Below are 11,719 nucleotides of genomic sequence, written 5' to 3' on the forward strand. Positions count from 1 at the left end.
CACTCAATTTGACCGGTCGAACGACGTGATATGAGCGCTCGAGCCGAGCGAAATTTCCATTCGCTACTTTAATTCCCGCGACCAATGGAATAGTGCGGGATCTTTTTTGGGGCTGTGCGCCATGACCACTGCGAAGAACGGCCGGATTGCATACCAGGGCGAACCGGGAGCCAATTCTCACATTGCCTGCAAAGAAACGTATCCAGGCATGGAGCCTGTGGCCTGCAAAACGTTTGAAGACGTGATTGCAATGGTCGAGCGCGGTGATGCGGACTTGGCCATGATCCCTGTGGAAAACACGATCGCTGGCCGTGTTGGTGATATTCACCACCTTCTGCCTGGCACAAGCCTGCACATCATAGCTGAGCATTTCATGCCCATTCGCTTCCAGCTCATGGCGCTCAAGGGCACGCCGATCAGCGAGGTGAAGACGGCGCACTCCCATATCATGGCGCTCGGCCAGTGCCGCCGGTTCCTGCGCGAGCACGCGATTGAAGCCGTCATTGCGGCCGATACGGCCGGGGCCGCGCGCATTGTGGCGGAGACTGGCGATCCATCTGTTGCGGCCATTGCGCCGGAATTGGCGGCCGAAGTCTATGATCTGGAAATTCTGGCTCGCAATATCGAGGATGCGGAGCACAATACGACGCGGTTCGTCATCATGTCGCCTGAGCCGGTTGAGCATGACCATTCAGACGGGCCAACCGTCACGGCCTTCCTGTTCCAGGTCCGCAACATTCCTGCCGCGCTTTACAAGGCGATGGGCGGGTTCGCGACAAATGGCGTCAACATGACGAAGCTGGAGAGCTATCAGGTGGACGGGTCTTTTACGGCCACGCAATTCTACGCGGAGATCGAAGGCCACCCCGATGAGCGGTCTGTTCAACTGGCCCTGGAAGAGCTCGGTTTCTTCTCGACATCGCTGAAGATTATCGGCGTATTTCCGAGCCACCCTGATCGCTTCAAGCTGGCTCGCTAGTTCTCCCAGACGATCTCGCTGTCGGAGTAGCCCTGGAAGTAGAGGGCTGCTGTGAGATCGGTGACGGAAATCCCGCAGTCGGAAGCGGCGGTCACAACCGGTTTGGCGCGATAGGCAATGCCGAGCCCGGCCGCTTCGATCATGGCGAGGTCGTTTGCCCCGTCGCCCATGGCGATCGTGTCACTGGGTGTGAGGTTCAGTTTCTTCGCCTCGGTCTGCAGGGCGGTAAGCTTCGCTTCGCGGCCAAGGATCGGTTCGCCGACCTTGCCGGTGAGCGCTTTACCGTCGTCGAGCAGCGTATTGCCCTGATCGGCATGGAAGCCTGCCGCCTTGGCGATGCGCGACGTGAAGAAGGTGAAACCACCTGAAACGAGGACGCAATGCGCGCCGCCGGCCTTCATGGTTTCGACAAGTGTTCGAGCGCCCGGCATCAGTGTGATGCGCTCGGTATAGCAGCGCTCCAGCGCCGAAATATGGAGGCCCTCCAGCATGCCGACGCGTTCTCTGAGGGCTTCTTCGAAATTCAACTCGCCGCGCATGGCGCGTTCTGTAATCGCCGAAATTTCAGCCTTCAGACCGGCAAAATCTGCCAGTTCGTCCAGGCATTCCTGCTGGATGATCGTGGAGTCCATGTCTGAAATGAGAAGCGACTTGCGTCGGTTCAGCGTCGGGGTGACGCAGATGTCTGCCTCTTTGGCAAATTCGGCTTCGAGGGATCTGCGAAGGCTGGCCGGATCGCCTGAGTTCAGCGCCTGTTCGATGGCGGTAAACTTGCTGTCGCCGCTCAGCAGGCGAACAGGCGCAATGTGGACCGCGCCATGATCGCGCAGCACGGTTTCCAGCCTGTCGGCGAGGACCTGGCGCTTGTCGCTGCCGAGCGCCACGATTGTCGCGACATGGCTGTAATCTGAAGTTTTTTCATCCATTTGCGCCATCTCCTGACTTAACGTCTGTTGCTAAACTCTCTACGCTTTCCGTGATGAGACCTGCAATCCTGATCCACGGCCCAACTGCAAGCGGCAAGACCGAGCTTTCTATCGAGATTGCCCGTAAGCTGAATGGCGAAATCGTCAATGCAGACTCGATGCAGGTATACCGCGAGTTGAAGGTCATTTCCGCCCGGCCCGACGAGGAAGAGATGGCGGATGTGCCGCATCACCTGTTCGGGCATGTCTCTGCGGCTGAGCGGTTCTCGACAGGACAGTGGCTCGAACAGGTCCGGCCGGTCATTGAGGATATCCAGAAACGCGGGAAGACCGCAGTGGTGGTTGGCGGTACGGGTCTGTACTTGCTGGCGCTCACGCAAGGCCTGTCGGATATTCCGCCGGTGCCGGAAGATATTCGTCACGAAGTCATCGAGATCCTGAAGACTGACGGTGTGCGCGGTTTGAAGGTGCGCCTGCAGGTCGTTGATCCCGATGCGGCGCGCCGGATCGAGGACAATGACCGACAGCGCCTGATGCGGGCTTATGAAGTCTGGCTGGCCACGGGCAAGTCACTCACGAGCTTTCAGAACATTCGGTCCAACCCTGTCCTGAATGCCGACGAATGGCTTGGTGTCGCGCTCACGCCGCCGCGGTCGAAACTCTATGCGCGCATCGACAAGCGGTTCGAGGGCATGTTGATGGAAGGGGCGATGGAAGAGGCGCGGGAACTTGTCCGCATGGATGTTGATCCTGACCTTCCGGCGATGAAGGCACATGGCATGCCGTGGTTGTCTGCGTTCATTCGCGGCGAGATAAATTCCGAACTCGCCGCTGAGAATGCCAAGCGCGACACCCGTCGCTATGCCAAGCGACAGTTCACCTGGATCGGACGGCAGTTTCCATTTTGGCCAAGAATTCCGGGGTCTGACCTGAAAACCCGAATGAGGGTTGTTTCTGCCCTTTACAAGGAGGTTGACCGCTAGGCTGAGGCAGGTTATGCCCCAATTTCGTTTTGGAGGAAACAGCCTTGCGTAAGCAGAAGGTCGTCGTACTTATTAGCCCGTGACCGACATCTAAAGATGTCGGCGCGGGTGCGTATGGAAGGGTCTCAAGTGAGGCCCTTTTTCTTTATCAGCTCGCGTGATTTGAAACCTGAACTTTTATGAGCCCCACCATGACTACCCAGACATTGAAGCAAACAGAGACGAAAGCCCGCACGATGACCGGCGCACAGATCGTCATTGAGGCGCTCAAGGAGCAGGGTGTCGAGACCATGTTCGGTTATCCGGGTGGTGCGGTGCTTCCGATTTACGACGCGCTCTATTCCGAAGATTCAATCCGCCACATCCTCGTTCGCCATGAGCAGGGCGCAGGGCACGCTGCAGAAGGCTATGCGCGGTCCACCGGCAAGCCGGGCGTGGCGCTGGTGACGTCCGGACCGGGCGCGACCAACATGGTCACACCGATCACAGATGCGATGATGGACTCGATCCCGATGGTCGTGATCACAGGCCAGGTGCCGAGCCACCTCATCGGCACGGACGCCTTTCAGGAATGCGATACGGTCGGGATCACGCGCTGCTGTGCCAAGCATAATTATCTGGTGACCGAAGTTGACGACCTCGCGCGCGTTATCCACGAGGCGTTTCTCATCGCGACGTCCGGGCGGCCAGGCCCGGTTGTCATCGACATCCCGAAGGATATCCAGTTCGCGACGGGGACCTATATCGGCAAGAAGGGCGTTCATAAGCCGACCTACCAGCCGAAGACGGAGCCAAGCCCGCATGCCATCAAGGATACGCTGGCGCTGATGAAAGCTGCGCGCCGCCCGATTTTCTATACTGGTGGCGGCGTCATCAATTCCGGTCCGGAAGCGTCCGAACTGTTGCGTGAGCTGCAGGCGGCGACGGGGTTTCCGGTCACATCTACCTTGATGGGGCTGGGCGCATTTCCGGCAAGCCATAAGGACTGGCTCGGCATGGTTGGCATGCATGGCTCATATGAGGCCAATAATGCGATGCACGATTGCGACCTGATGATCTGTGTCGGGGCGCGTTTTGACGACCGCGTGACGGGCAAGGTTTCGGCTTTCTCGCCTGGCTCGAAGAAGGTCCACATCGACATTGACCCGTCCTCGATCAACAAGATCATCCGTGTGGATGTTCCGATGGTCGCTGATTGCAAGGCCGCGCTGAAAGCGCTGCTGGCGGGATGGAAGAAAATGAAGGGGGCCAAGCCCGACCTGGAAGACTGGAAAGCCCAGATCGACAAATGGCGTGAGCGCGACTGCTTCTCCTATCCGGCCAATGAAGGCTCGATCCGCCCGCAATACGCCGTTGAGCGGCTGTATCAACTCACCAAGGACCGCGACACCTATATCTCGACGGAGGTGGGGCAACACCAGATGTGGGCGGCCCAGCACTATCGGTTTGAAGAGCCGAACCGCTGGATGACGTCGGGCGGTCTCGGGACGATGGGGTATGGATTGCCGGCAGCGGTCGGTATCCAGGCCGCGCATCCAGATAGCCTCGTCATCGATATTGCGGGTGAAGCGTCAGTTCAGATGGTGATGCAGGAAGTGTCGACGGCCGTTCAGCACAAGCTGCCGGTGAAGATTTTCATCATGAATAATGAGTGGATGGGCATGGTGCGCCAATGGCAGGAATTGCTGCATGGCGAGCGCTATTCGCACTCCTATTCTGAAAGCCTGCCGGACTTTGTGAAACTCGCCGAAGCCTATGGCGCGCACGGCATTCAGTGCTCCGACCCGGCTGAACTGGACGCGAAGATCATGGAGATGATCGAGCATCCCGGGCCCGTCGTGTTCGACTGTCTGGTGACCAAGGCTGAAAATTGTCTGCCGATGATCCCATCGGGTGCAGCGCACAATGAGATGATCCTTGGCAGCATTTCCGGGGATGAAATTGATGCGGAAGGTCGTAAGCTAGTCTGAGGATCAGCTTATTTTCCGGGAATAGAGTGATGGACACCAGCAGCTTTATCGATTCTGCTTCGAGCAACTGGACGATTATCGTCACGGTTGGCTCAGCGATTTTCGCCATGATCGGGGCGATCGCGTCGCATCTTGAAACGCGGCGGCAGGAGAAAATCCGGGTCGAAACCCTGCGCATGAGTGTTGATGGCGCCAGCCTCGATTGGGGCGCGCAGGCGATCGATATTCTCGGCCGTATCGCCATGTTCGCCCGCACCCGGCGCGCACAGCCCAATGATCAGGGGTTCAATAATAACAAGGTCAATCTGATGATGAACCTCTCCTCTATTATTGAGAGAGGCCGGATGTACTTCCCCAATATCGATCCGAACGGGAAGGGCGCCGAGAAAGAAGGCGCTTATCGCGGTAATCGTCCGCCCATTCTCGATGCTCTGGTCTTTGCCTATTACGAGCTGGAGGCCATGACGCGCGAAGGTGGCCCGACCGGTGACAATTCGGCGAACTTTATCGAAGAATGCCGCCGACTGCTGGTTTCAGAGCTGCAGGCTCATACCGATCCGCGCCGCCGCGACATGATCCTCGGCCGCTATGACAAGCAACGCAAAGCCCATCGCGAAGATGCGATCCGCGGCTCGTCATCGCTCAAGAACCGACTGAAAGCCCGCCGCCCGCAGCTCGCCTTCGAGCGCGCGGACGAACCCGATGAAGACTATGAAAGAGCCGCTGAATGACGAAAGAGCCGATCCCCGCCAGCGCCTATGACATGGACCATGCCGAAGAGGTCGATGAGCGCCGCACGCTTGCTGTCCTGGTCGACAATGAGCCGGGCGTGCTGGGCCGTGTGGTCGGGCTGTTCTCTGCGCGGGGCTATAATATTGAAAGCCTGACGGTCGCTGAAGTCGATCGTTCGAAGCGCCGCTCGCGCATCACCATCGTGACGACGGGCACAGCGCACATGCTGGAGCAGATAGAGGCGCAGCTCCTGCGGCTCGTGCCGGTGGCGGCTGTGATCGACATCACAAAGTCCAAGCGCGGCATCGAACGCGAACTGGCGCTCGTCAAGGTTGCCGGGTCCGGGGATCCACGTGTTGAGGCGCTGCGCATTGCCGAGATTTTCCGCGCGCGCGTCATCGATACGACGAATGAAAGCTTCATCTTCGAGATCACCGGCGCCTCCGACAAGATCGACCAGTTCACCGAACTGATGGAACCGCTCGGCCTCGTCGAAGTGAGCCGCACCGGCGTGCTCAGCATCCGCCGCGGGAAGGATGCGGGATGAGCAGCAGTAATCTTGATGCGACAGCGGCAATGCATTTCAGAGAAGCTGAATCGTCAGCTCTTCAAATTATGAGTGTCACGTATGCTTTGTTGCCTCGGGAATTCCGCGACGAGCTAGGATTGATCGTTGCGCCTCTCATTTATCGCTTCGCGTTTCACTTCCGGGCGCTCGCAGAGCGTATTAGACTTGATCTATCGGCTCACAAGCTGCCCCAGAAAAGCATCGTTATTATCAACGAGCATGTTGAAGTGGATGATAACATCGGAAGGTCCCTAAACAGGATCATCCATTCGGACGCGATTGCGTACAATTGGGCGCCACCACACCAGCCTCAGTTTACATTCGATATCAACGGCTTCGTGATGTTGTCGTACATCAAGGCAAACACCGATCGATACAAAGACCAAAAGGTCGTGCCGCTGCGGGAAATCAGCAGAACATTCTTGGAGAGCCGCGAAAGTATTAAACGAGGAAGTCCGCCTCGCCTTAAATCTGTGAAATGGGTCCATCCTGAACCAGTCAATCTATAGTTCAAATAAATCGGAGTAAATCGAAGTGAAAGTCTATTACGAGCAGGATGCGGACCTCGGTCTCATCCAGAAGAAAAAAGTTGCGGTCATCGGTTATGGCAGCCAGGGCCATGCGCATGCGCTGAACCTGAAGGAGTCCGGTGTCGAGGTGCGCGTCGGCCTGCAGGAGAGCTCGTCCAGCCGCAAGAAGGCCAAGGACGCTGGCCTCGAAGTGATGACGCCGTCGGAAGCGACCGACTGGGCCGATGTTGTGATGATCCTTATCCCGGATGAGAAACAGTCTGTCCTCTGGGCAAACGAGATCGAGCCGCATGTGCGCGATGGCCAGCACATCATGTTCGGCCACGGCTTCAATGTTCACTACAATCTGATCCGTCCGCCAGCCGGCGTTGACGTGTCGCTGTCGGCGCCGAAAGGCCCAGGCCACACGCTGCGGGACCAGTTCCAGCGCGGCTTCGGCCTGCCGGGCCTCGTGGCGATCCATCAGGACGCGACCGGATCGGCCAAGGATGTGGCGCTGTCCTATTCCAAAGCCATCGGCAACACCCGCGCTGGCGTCATCGAGACCTCGTTCCGCGAAGAGACCGAAACCGACCTCTTCGGCGAACAGGCCGTTCTCTGCGGTGGTATTGTCGAGCTGATCAAGGCCGGGTTTGAGACCCTCGTCGAGGCGGGCTATGCGCCTGAGATGGCGTATTTCGAATGCCTCCACGAGACCAAGCTGATCGTTGACCTGATCTATGAAGGCGGCATCGCCAATATGAACTATTCGATCTCCAACACCGCGGAGTATGGCGAATACGTCTCCGGCCCGCGCGTTGTGACGAGCGAGAGCAAGGCGGCGATGAAGAAGGTTCTGGAAGACATTCAGGATGGCACATTTGCGCGCAACTGGGTTCTGGAGAACCAGGCCGGCGCGCCGGGCTTCCACGCCAAGCGGGCCCGCATGAACGACCATCTGATCGAGGAAGTCGGCGAAAAGCTGCGCGGCATGATGCACTGGGCGCAGAATGATCGCCTCGTCGACAAGTCGCGGAACTAGGGTCACTCCGGGCCGATGAGCGACAAGAGCGAAGCGGATCGCTCATCCGCAGGCGAAACGAAGGGCGGTGCGGCGAGGCAGCCGACCGCCCTTCAAAGCCTTATTGCTGAGCTGCGTTTCGTTTTCGCGCCGACGGCCTTTTCTATCATAACGGCGCTGGCGGCGGTGCTGGTCATGGTCGCACTGACCGTGCCGGCCGCCGCTGAGCGCATTCCGGGCGGTCTGCCCGTTCCGGTGCTGGAAGCGTCGCACTTTGTGTCGTCCTTTGCGGCGACGGTTTTGTTGCTGCTCTCCTTTGGCATTCGCCGGCGTCTTCATATGGCATGGCTGATCACAGTCGCTGTCTATGGCCTGTTGGCGGCGACCAGCTTCCTGGTTGGGCATCATATCCTTCTGACGGCCGGGCTTGTCCTTGCCGGTCTCGGCCTTTTCGCTAGTCGGGATGCCTTTTACCGGCGCGGGACTGTCGCCGGAGCGGGCGTATCGATCCCGACCATCATCAGCCTGATCATCATTGTGTCTGGCATCGCCTGGCTGGGTTTCTTCGCGTATCGCAATGTCGAATACCGCGATGATCTCTGGTGGACCTTCGCCACCGATGCTGATGCCTCCCGCTTCCTGCGCGCGCTCGTCATCATCGTCTCGACGCTGGTTCTTTTTGTTTTCTGGCGTGTGCTGAGCCAGTCGACCTCGCCGGCGCTGCCTGAGCGGACGCCGGAACTGGACCGCAAGATCGCAGCGGTCGTCAGCGATCCGCGTACCCCGCAACCGGATGCGGCCCTCGCCTTCCTTCCCGACAAGCACTTCCACTTCACCGATGAGGGCGACGCCTTCGCCATGTTCGGCGTGCGCGGGCGCAACTGGATCGTGATGGGCCCGCCCATGGGGCCGCCGGACAGGGCGCGCACCCTCGCTTTCGACCTAATGCGCCGGGCCGACCGGGCCAGGGCCAACCTTGTCTTCTATGCTGTGCCGACGGGCTTTCTGCCGATCGCGCTCGACCTTGGTCTGTCGGCGAGAAAGATTGGCGAGACGGCGATCATTCCGCTCGAGACCTTCACCCTTGCCGGTCCGGCCCGCGCCAAGCTTCGCCATGCCGTCAGCCGGATGGAGCGGGAGAATGGCCGCTTCGAAATGCTGCCTCCGGGCAGTATGAGCCAGCACGGCGCGGCCATGAAATCGATTTCGGACGCTTGGCTCGCGCACCATTCGGGCGCGGAGAAACGCTTTACCCTCGGCGCCTTTGATGAAGCCTATCTCGACCGGCAGTTCATCGCGACCATCTGGTATGGCGACGACCTCGCCGCCTTCGCCAATGTCTGGCAGTCCGGCGATGGAAAAACGCTCTGTATCGACCTGATGCGCAACCGGCCTGACGCGCTCGCCGTCACCATGGACGCGCTGTTCACGCAGCTCGCCTTGTGGGGGCGTGAGCAGGGTGCGGTGCGGCTCGACCTCGGCATGGCGCCGCTTTCAGGACTTGCGACGGAGCGCGAGGCGAATGCGCTGAGCCGGCTTGGCAATTTCATCTATTCGCACGGAGAAGATGTCTATGGGTTCGAGGGGCTGCGCCGCTACAAGAACAAGTTCGACCCTGTCTGGGAGCCGCTTTATCTCTGCGGCCCGGAGCGCCAGAACCTTGCTATTGCGCTGGCGGATGTCGCCATTCTGACGAGCGGTGGCCTGCGCGGCATGATTTATCGGCCCAAGAAAGACGGGCAGACCGGTGCGTCACGCGCCTGATTGACGAACCTTTCCGGCATTTAATAGCCGTGCGATCTGTAATGGCGCCGCCGGATTGAGGACTTTCCGGTTTTTTGAATCGATGGCTCTGGTTGATGATGCGGCGGGAGTATGCCACGCAGAATCTTCGTTAAACGGGGACGTCACACATGCGATCATCACTTCTTCTGGCCAGCGTTCTGGCGGGGTTTGCGCTTGCTGCTTGCGGGGGCGGCGACAGCGACGCTGAGCCATCAGAGACCACAACGACCAAAGCTCCATCAGCGTCGAGCGAGACTGCGGCAGCGGCGAGTGGGCGCGTTGTCACCGAGATTGCCGACGTTGACGCGAAAGGGACGCGGCGCGAGACGTTTGAAAGCGCAGCGATCCTGCGGTGCGCTTATGATCTGAGCGATGAGCGTTTCGTCTTTGAAGAAGACACCGCAAACGTGATCGAAGCCTCGTTCACGCTGACGCGGACCGGCCAGTGCGAGTCAGATGATGATCTGGACGCGCGCGTCACCGGCATGGACACCGATCAGGTGCTACCATCGACGATTTCAGTCAAAACGACGGGCATCAATTTCAAGGAAAAGGACATGACGCCCGAGACCGGCGACACGGTTTTGAAGGCGGAGTTCACAGCGGCGGGAAAGACGTCGCCGAACGAACTGGCCTGCCGGTCTTATACGCAGCGCGGCGCGCTCGGCATTTCGTGCGATCTTGACGGTGTAAGGCTCGAGTCTCATGAGCTTCCAGCGACCGAAGGGTCTGGCCGGGAAGAGATCCGGATTACGTTGCAAGGCAAGCCGCAATTCTAGACGGTCAAGGCGACTAACCGTCGATCAGAAGCGGTAAGACAGGCCGACCTGGACGACGGGGTGGACGGTCTTCGCCGGGTCTTCAGTGTCGAATTGCTGGCGTTGACGGTCGAGCTGCAGGCGCACAATCGAATCGGAGGATTGCGGGCCACTGCGCGAGGTCATGGCGACTTCCGGCGTTCCCGAGAAGAGGGCGCCGGCCATCACTTTCACGCCCCAGCGCCTGTCGCTATTATAGGTCGTGTCATATCCGAAGCCGACAAATGGCGCGACATCGTCACCCTTCACAGCCATTTTCAGTTTGCCGTTCTGTTCAGGGAGATAGCGCGTGGTATCGCCATTCGTTGTGGTGCCCGAAGTGGCAGCATCGATTCGCGAGCGGTCGCCGGAATAGAGGCCGCCGGTGATGACGAAACTGTTCTGGAACGGTCGCACATCGACAAATGTGCCAAGGCTCTCGAATTCGAGTTCGGTTTCGGTGTCCCGCTCGTTGAGAGCATGAGCGGGTTTGACGGCGATCACTTCCGCATTGGCGCGAACGTCGACGAAGTCATTCACCTTGATCTGGCGCTCGAGGGTTCCGCGATTGAGCTCTGATGTGCCCTGTATATCGAACTGCGCCGACGCGTTGCCCGCCAGGACGGCGGCAACACCACAAATTGATGCCAGTTTTAATCTGCCCAAGGTCATGTGCGCTCCCTTGCTGATGCGCATGTCCTGAGGTCAAATTTGCTTAAGGTTAGTGAAGAAAAGGTTACCGGCAGTCCAGACACGCCCGTCACCATTGGGAATCAAGGCGCCTGTCAGGCATGGCCGCCACGCGTATTGTGTAGGGGCTGCTACACAATCATAGCGGTTCGAGGCCAATCTGAATTCGCGCTGAACGATGAATTAAATTACTTTGTGTTGAGCTGTCGACGAGAGTTCGGGACACTCCGGATCGTCAGCAATGGGATCGAAAATGAAGATTATCTGTGCGTGTATCGCCGTCAGCGTTCTTGCCCCGGTCGCGGCGCAGGCTGAAGAAAGTGTATCACCGGGCCTCTGGTCTTATGAAGCGCGCGCCGCGATGGGGCCGATCCCGATGAATGATGCAGGCACGCACTGTGTCGATCCGGCCTTCGCAGACTCTTCGTTCGAGGCCATGTTGAACGACATCAATCCTGACTGCCAAGTCGCTGACGGGGCGTATGAGGGGGCTGGATACCGGTTCACTCTGCAGTGTACCGGCGCGCCAACCGGTGAGTTGAAAGGCCTGCTGAGCATGAGCGGAGACACCGCTCAGCTTAATGCAACAGGCTGGACAGGCACCGCGGAAAGCCAGGTTCCCGTGATCGTATCCGCCTCTGCAAAAAAACTGAGCCCCACTTGCAGCTGAGGCAACAGCCATTGGGGTCGCGACATTGCAAAATCGTGCAAGCTCAATGCAAAAATGGGCAAGGATTTCGGTAGACCTGACCCGGTTCT

At 58.9% G+C, this 11,719-nt stretch carries 12 protein-coding genes; 10 read left to right on the forward strand and 2 right to left on the reverse strand.

Features of this window, described 5'->3' with window-relative positions; all coding sequences use genetic code 11:
• Positions 1–121 precede the first annotated feature (121 nt).
• On the forward strand, positions 122–979 hold the full coding sequence (locus WNY37_RS06200; RefSeq protein ID WP_342972591.1) for a prephenate dehydratase: 858 nt from the start codon (positions 122–124) through the stop codon (positions 977–979).
• Here WNY37_RS06200 and serB read toward each other — a convergent pair.
• Positions 976–1,905, reverse strand: coding sequence for a phosphoserine phosphatase SerB (serB, locus tag WNY37_RS06205; protein WP_342972592.1), 930 nt, complete (start codon positions 1,903–1,905; stop codon positions 976–978). The genes WNY37_RS06200 and serB overlap by 4 nt on opposite strands.
• A gap of 53 nt (positions 1,906–1,958) precedes the next feature.
• On the opposite strand from serB, the gene miaA reads away from it, so the two are divergent.
• The 8 genes from miaA to WNY37_RS06245 all read left to right on the forward strand — a co-directional run bounded on the left by miaA (position 1,959) and on the right by WNY37_RS06245 (position 10,252).
• Positions 1,959–2,888 carry a tRNA (adenosine(37)-N6)-dimethylallyltransferase MiaA gene (miaA, locus tag WNY37_RS06210; RefSeq protein ID WP_342972593.1) on the forward strand — a complete coding sequence of 310 codons (930 nt, stop codon included), beginning with the start codon at positions 1,959–1,961 and terminating at the stop codon, positions 2,886–2,888.
• 191 nt (positions 2,889–3,079) lie between these two features.
• The gene (locus tag WNY37_RS06215; RefSeq protein WP_342972594.1) at positions 3,080–4,858 is read left to right on the forward strand and encodes an acetolactate synthase 3 large subunit; all 1,779 of its coding nucleotides are present in this window, start codon (positions 3,080–3,082) and stop codon (positions 4,856–4,858) included.
• A gap of 29 nt (positions 4,859–4,887) precedes the next feature.
• Positions 4,888–5,589 (forward strand): hypothetical protein, encoded by a 702-nt coding sequence (locus WNY37_RS06220; protein ID WP_342972595.1) that lies wholly within the window; start codon positions 4,888–4,890, stop codon positions 5,587–5,589.
• Complete coding sequence (gene ilvN, locus WNY37_RS06225) at positions 5,586–6,137, forward strand: acetolactate synthase small subunit (RefSeq protein ID WP_342972596.1); 552 nt, start codon at positions 5,586–5,588, stop codon at positions 6,135–6,137. Before WNY37_RS06220 ends, ilvN begins: the two co-directional genes overlap by 4 nt.
• Complete coding sequence (locus WNY37_RS06230; RefSeq protein ID WP_342972597.1) at positions 6,134–6,667, forward strand: hypothetical protein; 534 nt, start codon at positions 6,134–6,136, stop codon at positions 6,665–6,667. Before ilvN ends, WNY37_RS06230 begins: the two co-directional genes overlap by 4 nt.
• A gap of 25 nt (positions 6,668–6,692) precedes the next feature.
• A complete protein-coding gene (ilvC, locus tag WNY37_RS06235) occupies positions 6,693–7,709 on the forward strand; it encodes a ketol-acid reductoisomerase (protein ID WP_342972598.1) in 1,017 nt (338 codons plus the stop codon).
• A gap of 15 nt (positions 7,710–7,724) precedes the next feature.
• Positions 7,725–9,452 carry a phosphatidylglycerol lysyltransferase domain-containing protein gene (locus WNY37_RS06240; protein WP_342972599.1) on the forward strand — a complete coding sequence of 576 codons (1,728 nt, stop codon included), beginning with the start codon at positions 7,725–7,727 and terminating at the stop codon, positions 9,450–9,452.
• A gap of 149 nt (positions 9,453–9,601) precedes the next feature.
• The gene (locus tag WNY37_RS06245; RefSeq protein WP_342972600.1) at positions 9,602–10,252 is read left to right on the forward strand and encodes a hypothetical protein; all 651 of its coding nucleotides are present in this window, start codon (positions 9,602–9,604) and stop codon (positions 10,250–10,252) included.
• Positions 10,253–10,276: 24 nt separating this feature from the next.
• On the opposite strand, the gene WNY37_RS06250 is transcribed toward WNY37_RS06245, so the two are convergent.
• Positions 10,277–10,942 (reverse strand): hypothetical protein, encoded by a 666-nt coding sequence (locus WNY37_RS06250; RefSeq protein ID WP_342972601.1) that lies wholly within the window; start codon positions 10,940–10,942, stop codon positions 10,277–10,279.
• Positions 10,943–11,213: 271 nt separating this feature from the next.
• Between WNY37_RS06250 and WNY37_RS06255 the strand changes: the two genes are divergently transcribed.
• Positions 11,214–11,630, forward strand: coding sequence for a DUF3617 family protein (locus tag WNY37_RS06255; RefSeq protein ID WP_342972602.1), 417 nt, complete (start codon positions 11,214–11,216; stop codon positions 11,628–11,630).
• Positions 11,631–11,719 lie beyond the last annotated feature (89 nt).

It is taken from the genome of Henriciella sp. AS95, assembly GCF_038900055.1.
Classification (GTDB): domain Bacteria; phylum Pseudomonadota; class Alphaproteobacteria; order Caulobacterales; family Hyphomonadaceae; genus Henriciella.

Bases quoted from the DNA above. Each gene is read 5' to 3' on its own strand.
- WNY37_RS06200 (WP_342972591.1), top strand. From the start codon at position 122: ATGACCACTGCGAAGAACGGCCGGATTGCATACCAGGGCGAACCGGGA.
- serB (WP_342972592.1), bottom strand. From the start codon at position 1,905: ATGGATGAAAAAACTTCAGATTACAGCCATGTCGCGACAATCGTGGCG.
- miaA (WP_342972593.1), top strand. From the start codon at position 1,959: ATGAGACCTGCAATCCTGATCCACGGCCCAACTGCAAGCGGCAAGACC.
- WNY37_RS06215 (WP_342972594.1), top strand. From the start codon at position 3,080: ATGACTACCCAGACATTGAAGCAAACAGAGACGAAAGCCCGCACGATG.
- WNY37_RS06220 (WP_342972595.1), top strand. From the start codon at position 4,888: ATGGACACCAGCAGCTTTATCGATTCTGCTTCGAGCAACTGGACGATT.
- ilvN (WP_342972596.1), top strand. From the start codon at position 5,586: ATGACGAAAGAGCCGATCCCCGCCAGCGCCTATGACATGGACCATGCC.
- WNY37_RS06230 (WP_342972597.1), top strand. From the start codon at position 6,134: ATGAGCAGCAGTAATCTTGATGCGACAGCGGCAATGCATTTCAGAGAA.
- WNY37_RS06240 (WP_342972599.1), top strand. From the start codon at position 7,725: ATGAGCGACAAGAGCGAAGCGGATCGCTCATCCGCAGGCGAAACGAAG.
- WNY37_RS06245 (WP_342972600.1), top strand. From the start codon at position 9,602: ATGCGATCATCACTTCTTCTGGCCAGCGTTCTGGCGGGGTTTGCGCTT.
- WNY37_RS06250 (WP_342972601.1), bottom strand. From the start codon at position 10,942: ATGACCTTGGGCAGATTAAAACTGGCATCAATTTGTGGTGTTGCCGCC.
- WNY37_RS06255 (WP_342972602.1), top strand. From the start codon at position 11,214: ATGAAGATTATCTGTGCGTGTATCGCCGTCAGCGTTCTTGCCCCGGTC.